Annotated in this window: 20 protein-coding genes; 10 read left to right on the top strand and 10 right to left on the bottom strand. The window is 53.3% G+C overall.

Going from position 1 to position 18624, the window contains the following annotated elements; translation table 11 throughout:
• Window positions 1-6: 6 nt before the first annotated feature.
• Complete coding sequence (locus tag DFT_RS10715) at window positions 7-519, bottom strand: PocR ligand-binding domain-containing protein (protein ID WP_054031191.1); 513 nt, start codon at window positions 517-519, stop codon at window positions 7-9.
• Between the two features lie 275 nt (window positions 520-794).
• Between DFT_RS10715 and argF the strand changes: the two genes are divergently transcribed.
• Complete coding sequence (gene argF / locus DFT_RS10710; RefSeq protein WP_054031190.1) at window positions 795-1712, top strand: ornithine carbamoyltransferase; 918 nt, start codon at window positions 795-797, stop codon at window positions 1710-1712.
• 89 nt (window positions 1713-1801) lie between these two features.
• Here argF and DFT_RS10705 read toward each other — a convergent pair whose 3' ends face one another.
• Together DFT_RS10705 and cysS are read right to left on the bottom strand one after the other, a co-directional pair.
• Complete coding sequence (locus tag DFT_RS10705; RefSeq protein ID WP_054031189.1) at window positions 1802-2683, bottom strand: NUDIX hydrolase; 882 nt, start codon at window positions 2681-2683, stop codon at window positions 1802-1804.
• A 2-nt stretch (window positions 2684-2685) separates the two neighbouring features.
• On the bottom strand, window positions 2686-4074 hold the full coding sequence (gene cysS / locus DFT_RS10700; protein WP_054032428.1) for a cysteine--tRNA ligase: 1389 nt from the start codon (window positions 4072-4074) through the stop codon (window positions 2686-2688).
• 235 nt (window positions 4075-4309) lie between these two features.
• Here cysS and DFT_RS10695 point away from each other — a divergent pair, with 235 nt between their 5' ends.
• Window positions 4310-4582 carry a hypothetical protein gene (locus DFT_RS10695; RefSeq protein WP_054031188.1) on the top strand — a complete coding sequence of 91 codons (273 nt, stop codon included), beginning with the start codon at window positions 4310-4312 and terminating at the stop codon, window positions 4580-4582.
• Between the two features lie 226 nt (window positions 4583-4808).
• Here DFT_RS10695 and DFT_RS10690 read toward each other — a convergent pair whose 3' ends face one another.
• Window positions 4809-5309, bottom strand: coding sequence for a dihydrofolate reductase family protein (locus DFT_RS10690; RefSeq protein ID WP_054031187.1), 501 nt, complete (start codon window positions 5307-5309; stop codon window positions 4809-4811).
• A gap of 157 nt (window positions 5310-5466) precedes the next feature.
• On the bottom strand, window positions 5467-6444 hold the full coding sequence (locus tag DFT_RS10685; protein ID WP_054031186.1) for a quinone oxidoreductase family protein: 978 nt from the start codon (window positions 6442-6444) through the stop codon (window positions 5467-5469).
• A 239-nt stretch (window positions 6445-6683) separates the two neighbouring features.
• Between DFT_RS10685 and DFT_RS10680 the strand changes: the two genes are divergently transcribed.
• Together DFT_RS10680 and DFT_RS10675 are read left to right on the top strand one after the other, a co-directional pair.
• The gene (locus DFT_RS10680) at window positions 6684-7730 is read left to right on the top strand and encodes an HDOD domain-containing protein (RefSeq protein WP_054031185.1); all 1047 of its coding nucleotides are present in this window, start codon (window positions 6684-6686) and stop codon (window positions 7728-7730) included.
• A gap of 272 nt (window positions 7731-8002) precedes the next feature.
• A complete protein-coding gene (locus tag DFT_RS10675; protein ID WP_054031184.1) occupies window positions 8003-8416 on the top strand; it encodes a helix-turn-helix domain-containing protein in 414 nt (137 codons plus the stop codon).
• Between the two features lie 127 nt (window positions 8417-8543).
• Here the strand turns inward: DFT_RS10675 and DFT_RS10670 are convergent, their stop codons facing one another.
• The 3 genes from DFT_RS10670 to DFT_RS10660 all read right to left on the bottom strand — a co-directional run bounded on the left by DFT_RS10670 (window position 8544) and on the right by DFT_RS10660 (window position 10909).
• Complete coding sequence (locus tag DFT_RS10670; RefSeq protein WP_200907050.1) at window positions 8544-9593, bottom strand: calcium:cation antiporter family protein; 1050 nt, start codon at window positions 9591-9593, stop codon at window positions 8544-8546.
• 17 nt (window positions 9594-9610) lie between these two features.
• Window positions 9611-10024 (bottom strand): tellurite resistance TerB family protein, encoded by a 414-nt coding sequence (locus DFT_RS10665; protein ID WP_054031183.1) that lies wholly within the window; start codon window positions 10022-10024, stop codon window positions 9611-9613.
• Window positions 10025-10423: 399 nt separating this feature from the next.
• The gene (locus DFT_RS10660) at window positions 10424-10909 is read right to left on the bottom strand and encodes a ferritin family protein (protein ID WP_054031182.1); all 486 of its coding nucleotides are present in this window, start codon (window positions 10907-10909) and stop codon (window positions 10424-10426) included.
• Window positions 10910-11170: 261 nt separating this feature from the next.
• On the opposite strand from DFT_RS10660, the gene DFT_RS10655 reads away from it, so the two are divergent.
• Genes DFT_RS10655 through DFT_RS10645 form a run of 3 tightly spaced genes read left to right on the top strand, consistent with a single transcriptional unit; the run spans window position 11171 to window position 14983 of the window.
• The gene (locus DFT_RS10655) at window positions 11171-12910 is read left to right on the top strand and encodes an ATP-binding protein (RefSeq protein WP_054031181.1); all 1740 of its coding nucleotides are present in this window, start codon (window positions 11171-11173) and stop codon (window positions 12908-12910) included.
• A 19-nt stretch (window positions 12911-12929) separates the two neighbouring features.
• The gene (locus DFT_RS10650) at window positions 12930-13802 is read left to right on the top strand and encodes an RluA family pseudouridine synthase (protein ID WP_083453584.1); all 873 of its coding nucleotides are present in this window, start codon (window positions 12930-12932) and stop codon (window positions 13800-13802) included.
• Complete coding sequence (locus DFT_RS10645; protein WP_054031179.1) at window positions 13799-14983, top strand: geranylgeranyl reductase family protein; 1185 nt, start codon at window positions 13799-13801, stop codon at window positions 14981-14983. Before DFT_RS10650 ends, DFT_RS10645 begins: the two co-directional genes overlap by 4 nt.
• Here the strand turns inward: DFT_RS10645 and DFT_RS10640 are convergent.
• A complete protein-coding gene (locus DFT_RS10640; RefSeq protein WP_054031178.1) occupies window positions 14980-15705 on the bottom strand; it encodes a uracil-DNA glycosylase family protein in 726 nt (241 codons plus the stop codon). The two genes, DFT_RS10645 and DFT_RS10640, sit on opposite strands and share 4 nt — an antisense overlap.
• A 114-nt stretch (window positions 15706-15819) precedes the next feature.
• Between DFT_RS10640 and DFT_RS10635 the strand changes: the two genes are divergently transcribed.
• Window positions 15820-16128 (top strand): hypothetical protein, encoded by a 309-nt coding sequence (locus DFT_RS10635; RefSeq protein WP_054031177.1) that lies wholly within the window; start codon window positions 15820-15822, stop codon window positions 16126-16128.
• A 209-nt stretch (window positions 16129-16337) separates the two neighbouring features.
• On the opposite strand, the gene mutM is transcribed toward DFT_RS10635, so the two are convergent.
• Entirely contained in the window at window positions 16338-17165 is an 828-nt protein-coding gene (gene mutM / locus DFT_RS10630) for a bifunctional DNA-formamidopyrimidine glycosylase/DNA-(apurinic or apyrimidinic site) lyase (RefSeq protein ID WP_054031176.1), read from the bottom strand.
• A gap of 261 nt (window positions 17166-17426) precedes the next feature.
• Here mutM and DFT_RS10625 point away from each other — a divergent pair, with 261 nt between their 5' ends.
• Complete coding sequence (locus DFT_RS10625) at window positions 17427-18080, top strand: O-methyltransferase (RefSeq protein ID WP_054031175.1); 654 nt, start codon at window positions 17427-17429, stop codon at window positions 18078-18080.
• Between the two features lie 15 nt (window positions 18081-18095).
• The gene (locus tag DFT_RS10620; RefSeq protein ID WP_054031174.1) at window positions 18096-18530 is read left to right on the top strand and encodes a DUF3783 domain-containing protein; all 435 of its coding nucleotides are present in this window, start codon (window positions 18096-18098) and stop codon (window positions 18528-18530) included.
• Window positions 18531-18624: the final 94 nt, after the last annotated feature.

Here is an 18624-nt window from a genome sequence, read left to right as displayed (position 1 = left end):
GGTGGGCTATCGACGCGCCTTGAAATCAGATACGATCTGTTCGATACGACCTTGGATAAAAGCGGCCAACTCCTCTGCTTGCTGCATGCTCAGTGCGGGTATGCCTTCAGACAAGGCTTCGATCCTGTCTTCTTCCAACCCCACGATCTTGTTGATCAAAAAGGTATCAATCTCGTTACCCTCGAGCAGTAAACCACATCCGCCGGCGGACCCGAGGAAGGTGCCGTCGACAGATATGGGAACGACCAGTTTGATCATACCGGCGTCACATTCGTCAATCACCGGTTGTCCACTCTGCCTGGCCTGATTGGCCATATTCATATGGGCGGTGGCACAGATAAAACTCTGCCCTTTCGGATTTGCCTTGATCTCCGGGCACAACCGGTTGGGCCAGCGAGGACGCGGATTGATGCGCACGCCCGCGACATCAAATACAGCTGGATTCACACCAGATCTCTCATAAATTTCATCTTCCAGAGCTGCCCAAGTTTCCAGAGGGCTAAGATCAACCAGTTCCATTGAAGCCTCCTTTTATAACGGACGTCCAGGCGCCCGTGCTTCACGTCTCTTTTGTTTTCCGAATATGACCTATAGTCGCAATGATTTGAAAATTCAAGTCATGCAGGTAATTCAAATTCAACCATCACCAGAGAGGACGGCCTTGGCCAATGCTCGATGACGATCATTTCAGCAGAGAAATCTTGACGTGCAGGACATTCTTTGCTTTAGATTTTGTTTTTGTTTCTAAATATTGCTGCCGGTGAGGCTGTTGTGGCGCAACAAAGGAGCCTATTGTGAAGAAAGATTTTTTGCATATCGATGATTGGTCGACGGATGAGATCCTCGGCGTCCTGGATTTGGCGACAGCGGTGAAGACCAAACTCAAAAGCCGCGAACCGTTCGCACCGTTCAAGGACAGGACTCTGGCCATGGTCTTTGCGAAACCTTCGGCACGCACCCGCGTCTCTTTTGAAACCGGCTTTTCGCGCATGGGAGGCCATGCCGTTTACCTTGGGCCTTCAGAGGTGGATGTCGGCAACCGGGAACCGGCAAAGGACGTGGCACGCGTCCTGAGTGGATACAATGACATGATCATGGCGCGATTGTTCGACCATGCCCATCTGCTGGAGTTGGCACAGTTTGCCACGGTGCCCGTTATCAACGGTCTGACCGACTACAATCATCCCTGTCAGATCATGGCCGACCTGCTGACCATCAAGGAGCATCGAAGGCATCTGGATCAGATCAAAATCACATATGTGGGAGACGGCAACAACATTGTGCACAGCTGGCTGCGTCTGGCGACCCGTCTACCCCTGCATTTTGTCTGTGCCTGCCCGTTGAACTACCCGCCTGACCGCAGCACCCTGGAGTTGGCGCGACAAGGGGGGCTCAGCAAGGTGGACATCAGCCACGATCCCTTGGCAGCAGCCAAGGATGCAGACGTCATCTACACGGATGTATGGGCTTCCATGGGGAAAAAACACGAACTCGCCGAGCGCAAACGCCACTTCATGGGCTTCACGGTAACCCCTGAAATCATGGCGGCAGCCAAACCGGATGCGTTGTTCATGCATTGTCTGCCCGCCCAGAGGGGCCTTGAAGTCGTGGATGAGGTGATCGAATCACCGGCATCCATCGTTTTCCCACAGGCCGAAAACCGCATGCACATGCAAAACGCCATCATGCTCAAGCTCGCCGGACTGGGATAACCTCTCAAAGGATTGTCTTTTCCACAAGAGCGCGTCCGGTGGTAGAATCAATCACTGCATCACACGCGATAGGGTGCGGGGGATGAGATTTACCAATCCGACCGGCTATGGCGCTGCCGCTGACCGTGTCGCCAGCTCGAGCCATTCAAATAACTCTCATCCAGATGCCGGTGGACCAGGGGCAACGCATCTTCCTCGGGCGGGGAAAAATCAAACACCCTGGCCAGAAATTCCTGGGTGATGCGGTAGGTGGCGCCCCAGAGCATCTCCCGGCCCTCATCGTCTTCATGAATAAATCCAGGAAAATCATTGTGATGCAGCTGTTGCACATCGCCGTTGTCGCCTGTGGCCACCATCGGCCGAAAACGCCCGTACTGGCTGGGATCGAGTAATTTACGCAAGGGAATGGAGATGATGCGCTCGACCTCCCAGTTGGGTTTCAGCGACTGGTGTGGCGCCCAACCCACCATAGGGTAGATCTCCCGGTCAAACATCACCAGCCGTTGTGTGGGCAGCATGCCTAGAAAAGTGAACCGGAACGGGTTGAAGCGCATCTCCTCCCACGCCTCACGCAAACCGGCCGCCAGCAAGAGGGCAAGTGTGCGACTGCTTTCGGCATGGTTTTTCTGCCAGTGCGGCCATGGTGTCCAGCGATGCAGAGGTGCGCCGGGTATCTTGACCAAATGGGCCAACCTGCGATCCAGCGGCAGGGATACTCCTCCCCCCGGACAGCACAGGTCACCTGCCTGACGCACCCTGGCCGATCTCTTATTCAGTATCAGGCACGGTTCCAATTGCCCCTCGGGCCCCTCACGAGGGCTGATGATAAACAGCACCACCGATCCCCTCTTGAGCTTATCCGAATCCATGCCGGATAGCTCATCGGGCGAAAGATCCCCCAGTTGCTCATGCACAAATTGCATCAGGGTCGGGGGATTCTCGAGAAGTGTCGATCGGTCATTGTCTTCCATGGTTACGGTTTGTACACTTTCATTCCCTGGGGTGTGTCCTGAACGACGAATCCTTTGGACTGAATCTCGTCGCGAAGGCTGTCCGAAAGGGCCCACTGTTTGGTTTCACGGGCGTTCTGACGCGCCTCTACGAGCGAGGCGATATCGTCAGGCAAGGCTTGGCCGGTTGATGTCTGTTTGAGGTCAAGTCCCAATACCTGGTCGAAATCAAAAACGGTCGCCAATTTGACATCCGGAGAAAGGTCGGATTTGAGCAGCTCCTGCACGACAGCCAGCGCCTGGGGCATGTTCAAATCATTGTTGGTCGCCTGCTGGAACTTGGTCTGATAATCGACATCCGCCCTCCCGGGTTCGGTCGCATCCATCAAGGTCCGCACCTGGTTGCGAAGATGTTGCCAGCCGTTCTGAGCTGCCGCGATAGCGTCCGGGCTGAATTCCATGGGTTTTCGGTAATGGGTTTGGAATGTCGCGAACCGGTAAGCGAGAGGATCGATCCTGTTCTCCTCAATGGACTTTGAAAGGGTGAGAAAATTACCTTCGCTCTTGGCCATTTTCTTCCCTCCGGCGATGATCAGGAAAGCACCGTGCATCCAGAATCGGAAGAACGTCTTTCCGGTGGCCGCCTCGGACTGCGCAATTTCATTGGTGTGGTGGACATCGATATGATCGGTTCCACCGCAATGAATGTCGAGCATGTCTCCTAAATACTTCATGCTCATGGCCGAGCACTCGATATGCCAGCCGGGAAAGCCGACCCCCCAAGGGGAATCCCACTCCATCTGACGGTGCGCCTCCGGAGGAGAAAATTTCCACAATGCGAAATCGGTAGCATTGCGCTTTTCGGGATTGCGTTCCACCCGCGCGCCCTCTTTCAATGCGTCCAGATCCTGGTGCGACAACTTGGTGTAATCGGGGAACTTGGCAGTGTCGAAATAGATCCCGTCACTGGTGCGATAGGTGTAGCCCTTTTCTTCCAGCGTCCGGATCAAGGCGATCTGATCATCGATCGTATCGGTCGCCTTACACCAGATGGTGGGTTCTATGATATTGAGTTTCTTCAAATCCTTTTTAAAGGCCTGGGTGTAGTATTCCGCGATTTCCCACGCGCTTTTGCCTTCACGACGAGCACCGCTCTCCAGCTTGTCTTCACCCATATCCCGATCGCCGGTGAGATGACCGACATCGGTGATATTCATGACGTGTTTGACCTTGAAGCCATTGTAGGTCAACACCCGCTTCAGGATGTCGGAAAAGACATATGTCCTCAGGTTCCCGATGTGGGCGAAGTTGTAAACCGTGGGACCACAGGTGTAGAGACCGACATGGGGTGGCTTGATGGGCGTAAAAACCTCTTTTTGGCGGGTCATCGTGTTGTACAGCTGAAGTTCCATGTGTTCTCGCATGTTGTGGTTATAAAAATAATCCTGAAACCATTTCACTCAGCGTTCAATTTATGCCTCAACGTCCGGGTTTTTGTCAAATATTACCATTTAAAACAAGTTGTCAGCGCACCCGGTCGAAAAGCTGATCCCTACGACGGATGGTTCCTCGATTCAAATCATCAACGAGGTGGACGAACCGTAGATTGGGAATTATTATTGGCCAACTCAAATTCAAGGAGGCCTCATGCGCGCATTTCTCGTACACGATCGGAACAAGAATCAGGATGTGGTGGTTTTACCCGAAATACAACGGCTGGTCCGCGTCGACCAAAAGGTTTTGAACGATTTTATATCGGTTCATCCGGAATTTTCCAAGTGGACGGGCGAAGCGGTGAAAGGCCTGCCCCCTGAAACTTTCGGCCAAATCGTTGCAACCCGCGACGAAAAGGGGGACGTGTGCATCGTGGATGCGGATTTATGGAAAAAGCTGATGACTCTCCACCTTGGCAATCCATAGCAAGCCCGGCGGATATGCCGAGGATGAAATTGTTGTCGCAACACCGATATCGGGCCAATCAGCCATTTGTGGACGTGCTATAGGTAGTGTCCAACCACAAATAGGCAAATTGGGTCGAGATCAAGGCGCGCGAAAAATTTAGCCGCAGGCATATGGTCGATATTACGAGGATTAAATTTTTCGCGCAACGCCGATATCGGGACAATTGGTCATTTGTGGATGGGCACTAGGTAAATCTGTAGTGCATCACCATTACCCCCGGTTCAAGCTCCCGATAGGCGATGAGCTCAAGGATTGCATCCATCGGTTCGGCAAACAGGGACACCCCCTCTCCAAATACCGCAGGCAGAACCGTCAATACCATCTCGTCGATCAATCGGTCCCGCGCAAAGAGGGCATTAATGGTCGCCCCTCCAGTCAAGGATGCCTTCGTGTATCCCATGGATGAGAGATGGGCGAGTAATTCTTTGGGCGAGAAGGAGGTGAACATCAGGTTGCTGCCACTGGAAAAACGCTCCGGATGGCGGGTCATGACCACATTCAATCGATTGGGAAGCGGCTTGCCGATGGTACTATAGGTGCGCGAGCCCATGATGACCACGCCACTTTCGGTGGTGAGTTCCTTGAACATGCGCTTGTCCGCCTTGCCGGTCCAATCGGGATAGTGGGTGTTGTGGCGTGCGATTTTGCCATCGACCGTCATGGCCATGATTAACGTCACCTTCATCTTCCCCATCCCTCCTTTTCCGTCAAGGCGCGCTATGCGCGTTTTACTGGCACTTGACCGCTTGGTGTGTGGCATCGGCCACCTGCCCCACCCGATCGGGTTTTAATGAATGTCATTCGGCTACTCCCCCTACAGACCGCAGTCCGTAGAGCGGTGTTCAGGGCAGCAGCAAGGACGACCCCATCGTGCCTCTGCTTTCCAGCACCTGGTGGGCTCGAACCGCATCCTTGAGCGCAAACTCCTGGTTAATTTCAACACGGACTGCACCCTTGATCACCACGTCGAACAAGTCCTCGGCATGGACCAGCAAATCTTCACGTCGAGCCGTATAGGTCATCAGGGTCGGCCTCGTCAAAAACAAGGAGCCATAGGCAGCCAGCTTTCCCAAGTCCAACGGAGCCACCGGACCCGAGGACTGACCAAAAGAAACCATCGTGCCCAGAGGTCGCAAACACCTTAACGATCGCTCGAAAGTCGCCTGGCCCACAGAGTCATACACCACATCCACCCCCTTCCCGGATGTCAGCGCCATGACTTTCTCTACGAAATCCTCTTTCTGATAGAGAACCGGATGATCGCATCCCCGCTCCGAGACATAGGCGGCCTTCGCCTCGCTGCCCACCGTGCCGATCACGGTGGCGCCCAAATGATGGGCCCATTGGCACACCAGGCTGCCAACTCCTCCGGCAGCGGCATGGATCAAGATCGTATCCCCGATTTTCACCGGATAGCAACCGAAAAGGAGATATCTAGCCGTCATGCCTTTGAGCATGATCGCGGCCGCTTGGGCGGTGCTGATACCCTTGGGCAGCTTAACCACGCGATGCGCCGGAATGCACCGACGTTCGGCATAGGCGCCGGGAGGCAGTCCTGCATAGGCAACCCGATCCCCCAAATTCAAATCCGTCACCCCGCTGCCGATCGATTCCACCACCCCGGCGCCTTCCATGCCGATGACGGCCGGGAGTTCCGACAGCGGGTAAAGACCGCTACGGTGGTACACATCAATATAATTCAATCCGATGGCTTCGTGCCTTATCAGCACCTCTCCGGTTCCAGGTTGGCCGGGATCATGCTGTTCCACCCGCAGCACCTCGGGAGCTCCTGTTTCATGGATGCGAATGGCGATTCCCATGGGACACCTCCTTCTGAATGAGTGAATAGACTGATGATCGCATGGATGGGAGATCAACCCTCTGTTCACGTTAAAAACATCCTCAACTTTCCAACCCATAAAACCGATAATAAGACTGACCGTGACCCAGAAAAGGCAAAAGGTGAATATTTTGTCGGGATTTACGCGGTCTGATACGCGTGCCGGCAATTTTGCCCGGTTGGGCGACGAAAGGTCCAATAGAACCAGTGAGGACATCTATGCAGATTGCTTGTAAAGAGTGCGGCAAAACATATACCCTTCCGGATGATCGTCTCCCCCATGGAAAAGTGGTCTCCTTTCCATGTCCCGCATGCAAATCCAAGATCACCTTGGATCTTCGCGAACCCGCCAAAGAGGACGCATCAGACGGTGATCGCCTGGTGTTTAAGCCGTTGAACGAAGAATCCGAATCGCAGCTGACCAGCGATGACATGAAGAAAAAAATAATCAAGCGCATCAACGACCTGCCACCGATGCCAAAGGTATTGTTCAAGGCGCGCCAGGTATTATCCGATCCAAATTCAAGCTTCAAAGATATTTCAAAAATCATCGAAACGGACCAGGCCATTGCCGCCAAAATCCTGAAAGTCGCCAACTCGGCCTATTACGGCCTCAGCGGCATGGTGAGCTCCATCCACCAGGCTTCGGTCGTACTAGGATACCAGACCCTGGAACAGGTGATCACCATGGTCTCCTCCGCCTCGATGCTGGGCCAACAGCTGAAAGGGTATTGCCTGAATGCGGGCGGCTTGTGGAAGCACAGCCTGGCAACAGCCCTGGCGTCCCGCCTGATCGCGCTCAAACGCGCGCCGAGCATGGAAAACGATGCATTTTCGGTCGGCCTCATTCACGATGCCGGCAAACTGGCCCTGGATCCCTACATTGCCAAGCATCGCAAGGCGATCGATCGATATCTTAAAGATGTATCGCCCTCATTTTTGTCTGCCGAACATCACATTCTTGGGTTTGACCACACGGAAATCGCTCAAGATCTTTGTCAAAAATGGAAACTCCCGGATAGCCAGGCAGCGGCCATGCGCTTTCACCACTGTCCGGAGAAATCCGAGGACAACCAGTTGGCCCATATCGTCCACCTGGCAAATTATGTCGCCTGCCTGGCCGGGTTTGGGGGCGGTCCCGGCTTTACGGACCTGCCCGTATCACCCGCCAGCCTTGAATTCATGGTCCTGAAAACCGCTACCCTGGAAGAGCTGGCAGCCCAGGTGGCCTCGTCCGTAGAGGAAATCACGGCGACACTGAGCTGACCAGGCATAAGAACATTTCACGATGCGCAAAGCGCTCCTTTTGACGCCTCGAGGAAAAAGCGACCGCCATCTTTGAGCCGTCGCAACCCCGCTATCCAAAAGGATCTTGATGAAATTGTAACAGGCAGAGGGTCGCAAACCGGCGACCCGATTGCACGGGGGCGGTCAAGGTACCCGCTCTTGCTTATTGCATCAGATTTTGAGATGATCTGAAGGCTTCATATGTTGATTTTTGATTCATCGACCAAGTGTCAACTGAAAGGAGTTTGCAGATGACCACTTCAACCCATATGTTCACGACCCAGCAATTCGCCGAACGCGCCTCCGTTTCCCCGTCAACGGTTTCCAAATGGTTGCGCGATGGTAAAATAAAGGGCATCAAAAAGGGTGGGAAATGGATGATTTCCGCCGATCAGCTGCCCGCACAGACCTCGCCTGAAAAAGAATCGACAATCGCAGCACCTGCCGCTGAAAGCAAAACAGCGGCTGCCCAAAAACCGGCGGCTGCCAACCCGCAAAATGGATACTCCCTGGAGCGATTCAGCCAAATCACCTACCTGACGCCTTATGGCGTGGAACGCTATCTGAAGGATGGCCGCCTCAAGGGCGCGCGGGACACTTCCGGCAAATGGGTCGTCGACGCATCCAATTTGGAGAGACGCGATATCAAACACCTCGTGAGATAGGATTTCCACAGGGTTCCGGGACGAACCCATCAGGTTGCATTCAGATCATTAGGGTGCGATCGGTGAATCTTGCCCCATGGGAGCTTCAACCAGTTGGGGGTATGGATTTGTGTCCAAAAATGGGGACTTACATCAATATTCCCCGATATAAGAACAGACCATATGCCGCCGCAAACACCAAACCCATCAAGCGCGGCAGCCGTCCCAAAAAAGCAATAAAAAACAAATGCACCAACCCCGCCGCACCGATGAGGATGATTCCCAGATGAAAGTAACTGGGAATACTGATCGGGTTGAAAAGTGCGAAAAGACCGATACACATGGGGATACAGATATGGCCATCCCCGATTTGTGAGCTGTATACGATGTCGGCTCGTTTGATATGGGCGTAATAGATCGCTAACAGGCCGTTGGGCAAAACCATCAGCAAACCACTGAGCCATCCCAGGTTGTCGAGCACCAAAATTCCTGGCCCGGTATGGGGGATCCAGGCCACCAACCCCTCTATGGCATGATACACGCAAAATCCACCGCCAACGACCAGACAGACGTCCCAGGCGATGGACCATTTCAGAGAGTGACCGCGATAGATGTTGTGCTTGAGCACATCAAAAACATGAAAAATCTGCCAGAACAAAAACACGCCGACCAGAACCAGCCCGTCACTGAAATCCAAAGCCCCATCGCGCGCCAGTGCCCACAGGACACCGGTGAAAAAAAAGACGGCCAGTAGAGTCAACATCAACGAAAGGTAGTTGAGCCGATGGGTTTTGAAGGCAAGCCTCTTGGCACCGGCCTTGCCTTTGGCTGGAAAAATGGATAGAGGGCACAGCAGTGCCGGCAAGCCGATCAACAGCGTAAGGTTGGTGACGTTGTTCACGAGGCAGTTCTCAAGGACCAAGGTCCCACTCCCACCTGAACGACCCATGACGAATGCAAACGCCAGATTCGAAAAACCAGAGGCGTAAGGCATGATGACCGTTCCCAGAACCGTTCCCTCCAAGCCTTTACGCTCGAGCACGCCGAGTCGCCAAATCATGAGAAAGGAGGCCCCGACAAACACAAAAAGGGAAAACCAGGGTTCCATTTCGGAAAGAACCTCGACCAGCGTTTTCCAACGCGGGTAGATTTGCCCGTGTATTGCCGATAAACTGTCACTGGAAATCGAAAAAGCCATCGGCCTCCCACCTGCGGCTATGCGGCCTTGACCAATGATTGCCACTGACGGTTCAACCGGCGAAATCCCTGGACGATGGATTCCAATTCGTCCACATCCTTGCGCGGTATATCCAAGTCCTGGGCATAGGTGTAAACACGTTGACGTTCGGGGAGTGAAAAGTTGCGATCCATCGAGGCTAAAACGATCGCATCCGTGAGGATCATAAAGGCAGTCAAGCGCGACACCCTCTTTTTGGTCAACTGATAATCCTTGTCGGTAGTTTCTAAGAAAAGATCGTAATCGACGCCGAGCGCAAGCGCCTTTTTTCGAACATAATTGAACTCGGCCGGGCCGTTGTCCTTATCGGCCTTGGCAATCGCAATGAGCATCCGTATATAAGTCTCGATATCGAATTCAGAGCTATCGATATTAAAAAAATCAAAATCCATATGCACCAATCTTTCTTGTTCGATAGGGTTGGCGTGAGTTGACCGACACAATCAATATCGGCCCTATGGAAAAAAAATTTAATCCACTGGCCGGACAATGCACACTACCGCACGATCGACTGGACGTAGGTTTCAGTTTTGTTCCCCCTAAGCATTTTGCATTTTGCAACTTGTATTTGCAAATAGCATAAAAAGGACGGACGATTCAGCTGACAAGACATACTGAAAATATTTTATGTTATTGTATTTTATGTTATTTTTTATTTTCTCGATTTTGTTTTGGTTCTGGCATCAATTCTGCATTAACTCATAACGAAGCCTAACTTTTTCATCATCTTCCTCTCTTGCAAGCAGGGTGGCATTTAATGCCACCCTGCCACCTCCTCCAAATACAATCAGTCATGAAACCCGATTTTCCAGCTCCTGGTAAAGTGCCAGAACCGCTTTGAGTTTAGCGATGTGCGTCCGTTCTTCCGCTATGATCTTGTCGAGTTGCTGCTTGGTTTCCTCATCATCCAAAAAACCGGACAGCATTTCGTAAAACAAAATCGTATCTTCTTCGAACTCAATGGATTGATCCAACATGCTTTTAGGGCTGTCCGTGCCCGCCAATTCCTTTGGATCTAAAGAGAACGTCTGAGCCGCCATCATATCCTGGAGCAAATCTCGCCCGATGCGGGCAATCTGCTCATCCTTGATCTCGACCGTTTGCGCGACATCCATTTTTTCGAACCAGCTCAGATGGTTTGCTTCATCATCGGCAAGCATCTCGAGCACACGGGCCACTTCAGGCACTTTGGTAGCTTCAGCGGCCTTTCGGTAGGCTGCTTCGCCGTTGCGCTCGATCTGTATGGCAATCGTACAAATATCGGCCAACGTAAACATGCGCCATCTCCTTTGGGATAGGGGGTAATACAAGCCATTGACCGCTTGGCGTGTGGCATCGGCCACCTGTTCCACCCACGCCGGGTTTCATGAATACCATTCAGTTGGAATCCCTGACATCCAGATCAACGTATTGACAAAGTTCTAATATCATAATAGGTTTCTTTGAATTAGAAAATACCGGATCAACGTTGGACGTGAGATGGGATCCGGTGTCGTTCCTCCAGGGCATTTTCGAAAAATTCGACTAGAGCACACAAAATGACAACGCCACGGGCTAAGAAAACGCTCAAGGGCCTTGAAGCTTATCTTATTCCATTTCCCGCGGAGTCCTTCTCCAAACCGGTGCCCATAAAATTGGGTGACACGACCATCGGCCGGGATCCGGGCAATGTCGTTCAGATCGCCCATGATTCGGTGTCCGGGAATCACTCCCGGATTTCATTCAAAGACGGACAATATCTGATCACAGACCTCGATTCCGAAAGCGGTACGCTGCTCAATGGGAGGAGAGTGAAAACAGCCGCTCTCCAGCATCATGATAAAATTTCTTTCGGCGACCGCACTTTTATTTTTTTGACCAAATCCCATCCAGAATACAAAAGCGGGTACAAATCGATCCTGCCGTCAAGCCATACGGATATCACCATTAGCGAGGAAGATGTCGACCCCTCAGAACTTTTGGCCCAAAGAGCGGAAGATGCCGCACTGTCGCTTTTTTTGGATTCGGAGAGTGCTGCGGCACAACCTCCGGATAAAAGTTTGCTGGCGCATCAACGGTTGTCCCTGCTTTACCAGCTGAGCGAAAAGCTGCGCTCGACCAACGAATTGGATGAAATTCTCGACAAGGGCCTGGAACTGATCTTGAAGGCCATCGGTGCCGCCGAACGCGCCATGATCGTATTGATATCCAATCCCCGGCAAGAGCTTCGCATTGGTGCCGTCAAGTATCGCGACACCCGCAAAGAGGCCGATTCGTTTCCCATCAGCAGGACCATCGTGGACTGGGTATTGACGGAAAAAATGGTCCTCGTCAGCCAGGACCTGTCGGAGGATTGCCGATTTCAAGACTCCGAATCCATCCGCATCCACAATCTGAATTCGATCCTCGTGGTGCCGCTGATCAAGAAAGACAAGGTCATCGGCATGCTGTATATCGACGGCCGTACAATTTTGGATGCGTTTGACCAGCAAGATGTCGCATTTTCCGCGGCCGTCGCCAACGAGCTCTCCCTGTGCATCGAAAATGTCCGCTTGCAGCAAGAGTTGATCCAAAATGAACGAATGGCGGCCATCGGACTGACCATGTCCAACCTGGCGCACAACATGAAAAACCTTCTGGCCCTGAACCAGAATGCGGTGGATCTGCTGAAACTTCAGCTCAAAGAGCTGCAAAACGAAAAAATCAACAAGAGCTGGAGTTACATCCAGCAGAGTTTCACCCGGATTCACAACCTGACGGTCAATATGCTGGCCTTTGCCAAAGAGCAGGATATCGTACTGCGGCCGGTATCGATCAACAAAGTCATCCTCTCCAACCGGGATGCCATCGAGCAGAGCCTGGAAAGCAAAGGAATCGAACTGGCGTTGGACCTCAACCCGGACATTCCTCCCTGGATGATGGACACCAATCAATTTCAGAGAATTTTGCTGAACCTGTTGGTCAATGCCATCGATGCGGTCAAGGGCAAACCCAACGCCAAAATTACGATTGCCACCCAATTGGACAACGACGATCGGTTGAAGGTCACCATTTCAGATAACGGATGCGGTATCGCCGCAGACCGCCAGGAAAAAATATTCGACCTGTTTTTTACCACCAAAGGCTCTGGCGGCAGTGGACTCGGGCTTCCAATGGTCAAAAAATTTGTGGAGAAGATGGGGGGTTCTCTAACCCTGCAATCCGCCCCCGACGCCGGCGCCACCTTCATCATGTCGTTTCCCCGAAAGACCGCCCCAGTCGGCGACCCTGCGTCGAGCGACCCAGATGATTCGCAGTGACAGAAACGATAACAGGGGCGTGCAAATTTCCCGCCAGGCCAGCATCGATCCAATGACCGCCACCCTACATGAAGTGACCTTCGGCCCAGGTTGCCCCGATACGGCTTGCGATGCCTTGGCAGCGCGAACCGGCTTATCCAAATCGTCCATCAAACAAGCCATGATCAAAGGCGCCGTGTGGTTGTGCCGGTCCAAATCCAAGCCACGACGACTACGAAAGGCCACCACGATTCTTAAAGCCGGCGACACGTTACAGCTATATTATGACCCGGCGATCCTGGCCGTCTCTCCGCCGATTGCGGATTGTGTCCGAGATCTGGGGCACTATACAATCTGGTTCAAACCCGCCGGTCTCCTGACCCAGGGAACGCGCTATGGCGATCACTGTTCACTGGCCCGCCAGGTCGAGCAGTATTTCAAAATGAAACGGAACGTCTTTCTGGTTCACCGAATCGATCGGGAGGCGTCCGGGCTGGTCATCTTGGCTCACAACCAGCCGGCCGCAGCCAAAATTTCGGGCCTCTTACAAAAAAACCGTATTGAAAAAGAGTATGCGGTGTGGGTGCGGGGAGATTTGACCCAAAGCCCCTCCAATGGCCGCATCGACCTCGATCTGGACGGGAAAACGGCACTCACCCGGTTCCGTTTCATCCGCTATGATCCAGAAAAGGACCGGACCTTGGTCCATGCTCAGATCCATACCGGGCGCCTGCATCAGATTCGTCGCCATTTCTCGCACATCGGCTTTCCGGTCATGGGCGATCCGCGTTATGGACGAGGCAACCACTGCCCCGAGGGGTTGCAACTCGTCGCCTTCCGAATCGCCCTTGATTGCCCTTTTGGCAACGGACACATTGAAGCGAAAATCAACCTCAAGGGGTTTGAAACGTGAGCCGGCCCCTCGTCTTCGACATCGCAGTGGTTGGCGCGGGACCGGCCGGTGCCACGGCCGCCTGGTTGTTAGCTCGCCAAGGCTTCCAGGTTGGCCTGATCGACAAGCAGGTTTTCCCACGCGCCAAGGTATGCGCCGGCTTGTTGACCTGCAAAACCACCCGGCTCCTCGAAGAGCTGTTCCATACGAATATCGACCAATTGAATAACGATCGGGTCATCGACCATTCCTGCGGGAAATACCGTATCTTTTACCGCGAATCCGAGATCGCCCGGGGGCATCTCGACACCCCTTTTCACTTTACCGATCGCCGCACCTATGACACCTATTGGGTGACGCGGGCCAGGGCCGCCGGAGCAAATATACAAACACCCGCGAAAGTCGTCCGCGTCGATCATGAAGAGGGCCTGCTCGACCTATCGGACGGGCAGCGGATCAAGGCCCAAATCATCATTGGCGCCGATGGGGTCTGGAGCAAGGTGCGCAGTGCGCTTCAACAGACCCCTGCCGCGTGGAAGAGATGGACGTTGAACCTGGCCGGCACCGTGGAGACCCGTTTGCCTTATAATGACCAAAGACTGCGTCCATCTTTCGCAGCCCTTCATTTTGGCCATGTGCCATGGGGATATGGCTGGTCGTTTCCCGGCGCCACCCATCAGACCATTGGCATGTGCTTTCTGCCACGCCACCATAAGCGCTCAATCAAGCGCGCCTTCAAATCATTTCTGGCATTGAACGGCATCGGTCGGGACGCAATTTACCAAGTCATACACAGCCATCCCCTGCCCTATGGCAACTATCTCCAGTGCCCCGCGACAAAAAGGGCGCTTCTGATCGGGGATGCGTGCGGCCTCGCCGACCCGCTGCTCGGCGAAGGAATCTATTATGCCCATCTCAGTGCCGCCCTGGCCGCCCAGGCGATCACCGATTGTGCGCCTGACTGGCACAAAGCAGCCGGTTCATATGCCAAACAGTTGAATGAAAAAATCTTGAAGGAGTTACGGTGGATCAGGGCTTTTCGAAACGCCCTCTTTTTAGGCGGGCATCATCGCCGTTACCGGGGTCTGAAGTTGTGTCTTCAGCTGTTCCCCAAACCCTTTGAAGCGGCGGTGCAAGGCACGCGTTCCTTCAGACGCCTTTGGTGCGCGCAAAGGTCATCGGGTCGTTTGTCTCCATTTTAAACAACAATTCCCATCAGTTGGAACTCACTTTCGATCCGCTCACGCCAACCTGCATTGGCCTTGGGATTGGCCGGACTGGGGTGTGTGATTTGTCCCACCCGCACGTTCACATCGTGCAGTGCGCGCATGGCCTGGGCCGCAGCGAATCCGCCGACACCCACCACGATCGAGGGACGCAGCTCAGCCACGATTTGAATCAATGCCTCGTCACAGGCGGCCAAAAGGGGCACTTTTTCTCTGGCCGGCAACTTGTCTGGTGTGCGGTTGCGACCGGTTGCCTCCAGAAAGGCCAATGGGCAATAGTTTGCGACCCAGAACCGTTCGAAGAAGCGTTGCGGCGTTACGAATCGCTCGCGAGCCCATCCCCATAGGCGCTTGCCGCTGACTTCAGACCGCCGGCAGTCAAAACCGCTGATGGGACGCTTGGGATGCTGCCGCGGTGGCGGGTCGACCGGTCCACGCATGCCCAACCAGCCCGTGACCATCTCGACATCGCCAAAAGGGACCCCGGTTTGCACCATGCCCCATGGTCCCGGATTCATACCGAGAAGCATGATCTCCTTCGGCCCGGCCCCATAACGGTGCCAATATTCGAGGTGGCTGCTTTTTGCATATAGGAGCGGATTGTAAACAAATGCAACCGGTGGTCCGAACTTGAGCCCGTCGACGTGTCGCATCAGGTTGTCAAAAATGGCATCGATACGCGATGGGGGAGTTGACATGCCCGCATCTCCTTTTTCACCTAAACCTTACAGCGAGGCTGTCGATAATAAAACAGAACAGCAATGCAGCCAATGAGTTTTAAATGGCGACAAATCATTTCACGGGAAATAACGATGTTGACACATAAAGAAACATGTCGAAAGCCCAAAACCGTAAACGAAGCCGCCGAAATGCTCCTGTCCGACCTGTTACTCCAGCACCTGAATGCCTTATCAAAAATGACCGAGCAGGAATTCAATCGATTGTGCGACCATGTCACCCCTTTCTTGATCGATGAGTTCCAGATATGGCAGGGCAATAACGAACTGTTGGCGTCCTGTTACCAATCCGTCGACGGAGAACACGAGGACCCGGCGCGGATCATATTGAATCGTGTTCGCTCTTTACTCAATAATTTTAGCGGGTATCTGGTTATTACCTAAAGTTTTAAGTAAAGCGCCGATGCCAATATCGGGCCAATTGGCCATTTGTTGAGGGCTACTACCTAGTGCCCGTCCAGAAATAGGCAAATTGGGCCGAGATCAAGGCCTGCGAAAAATTTTACCGCAGGCATATGGTGAATATTCCGAGGATAAAATTTTGAGCGTAACGCCGATATCGGGCCAATTGGCCATTTCTGGATGGGCACTACCTATATCTGACATCCCTTACACAGATGCGTACTGCGTTGCCCCACGATGATGCGCTCCACCGCCTGCCCGCATCGGTGGCAGGGTTGTCCTGTCCTGCGAAACACCTTAAGCAGCCTTGCGTTGGCACCCCGAGCCGTGCCCAAGGAAGCAAAATTACCCTGTCCGCTCCCCAGTGTCGTCCCCCTGTTTTTCAGTCCCTGCCGCAATACCCGGCGAATGGCTGCGTGCAGGTCGCGAACCTCCGGCATCGTCAATGCGTCCGACCTGCGCAGGGGGTGAATCCCGGCCGCCCACAAGGCCTCGTCGACATAAATATTCCCCAGCCCCGCAATGAAGGTTTGATCCAGGAGCAACGGTTTGATCTGCCGCTTGCGACCGGCAAGAGCATCGGCCAGTTTTTGAGCGGTAAATCCACGCGATAACGGTTCAGAGCCCAGCGCACCCAAGAACTGTTCCGGGTCATCGATCAAATAAAAACGACCGAATTTTCTGGTGTCATGGAAACAGAGGATTCGGCCACCACAAAGTGTCATGACCACGTGCACATGCGGGAGTCGAAGGGCCCGCCCCTCGGCCAGGAAAAATCGACCGGTCATTCTCAGATGAACGGCAAGTATCCGAGGACCTGTCAGTTGAAAAACAATGAATTTTCCGCGGCGATAAACGGCATTGATCGGTTGCCCGCGTAGTTGCCTTACGAAATCCGACTGGGACGGCATCGCGATCGTAGCCGGCCAAAACACGCTGACATCGATGATCTTCTGTCCAACAATCCCCGCTCCGATCAAATCGTTTACGATGGTCTGGACTTCAGGTAATTCAGGCACTGGACCCCCTTGGGATGAATCGCTCTATTACGAGAATGACAACCAACTCGAAAATGGGAAAATAGCATCAGCAAACGGGGATTGTCGAGGCGGTGGCGGGATCTTTTTTTGACATCACTTGAGAGCGCCTGCGCCAGGGACCGTAAGGGATATTGCCATTCCCCTTTTCATGTCCTAAGATAAAACCACATTTCTTAACAATGGCAAAAACATAGCAGCCGTTCACGCAAACGACCGCCTGAAGCCAAGGAGTCGTGACAAATGAACACCATGATAGCGTCCCCTCTCGATTACTTCAGACAATGGATACCGCGACGGCCCGACATATTCCTTCATCTGGAAACCGAAGCCCAAGAGGAGCAAATCCCCATCGTCGGGCCTGTAGTCGGCCGCCTGCTCTATTTGCTGGCTCGCTTGAAGAACGCCAGAAACATCCTCGAATTGGGCACGGCCACCGGCTATTCGACGCTATTTTTGGCAGAGGCGTGCCATACCCAAAATGGCCGGGTCCTGTCGCTGGAAATGAACGAAGCGTTGGCCCAACGTGCCCGCAACAACATTCAAAACGCCGGGTTGGATCATGTCGTTGACGTAATCTGCGCCAATGTACTTGAGACTTTGCCTGCGCTGGAGGGACCGGTGGATATGATTTTTATGGACATCGAAAAGGCAGACTATGTGCGGACACTTCCCGAATGCCATCGCCTGCTGGCACCCGGTGGTCTTCTCGTGGTGGACAATACCGGTTTCAAGGATGCGGATCCATTCAACCGGGTCATGCACAAAGATCCGCGCTTTCAATCGGTGAATCTGTGGGCATTTTTACCAACCCATTCACCTGAGCATGATGGCATATGCATTGCCATTAAAAACCGATCGCAATGGTCAAAGATTGAGACAGCCGTAAATCAGTGAAAAGGGGAAAGCCTCATGACCGACGCAAGTTTCGAGAAAATCGGACGATCCGACAAATGCCTGTACGGACCACGCAAGCTGTTGCTGTGTGGATTCCCGATCGACGCACAATCCAAGTTTAAAATGTTGTTGGATATGCTGGGACTGAAAAGCATACCCCTGGTATGGACAGGAGAACAGGACAGCGAAACGAGATTGGCCGAGCTCATGCAGAGATCGGACGGCAGCGGCGAAGGCATCCCGTCGGAATTGCCGCGAGCCATAATTTTAGCAGGTGTGGCGGAAAATGAACTCCACCGGTTGATGTCGGGTTGCCGCCAGGCCGGCATGCAAAAATCCTTGTGGGCCACCTTGACCCCCACCTCGGAGGGATGGACCCTTGGGGCGTTGCTGACCGAACTCGCGGCCGAAAATCGAGCCATGGCCGCCCGCACCCCAAACAGAAAATAAAAAAATGGAAAAGCCAGGTGTCCATTCACAGATGGTAGATTGGGGTTCAGATCAAGGCCGCACCATTTTTGAAACCGCAGCCGTAGTCATTCTA

The organism is Desulfatitalea tepidiphila (assembly GCF_001293685.1).
Classification (GTDB): Bacteria; Desulfobacterota; Desulfobacteria; order Desulfobacterales; family Desulfosarcinaceae; genus Desulfatitalea; species Desulfatitalea tepidiphila.
This window is presented reverse-complemented; position numbering and strand designations above follow the sequence as displayed.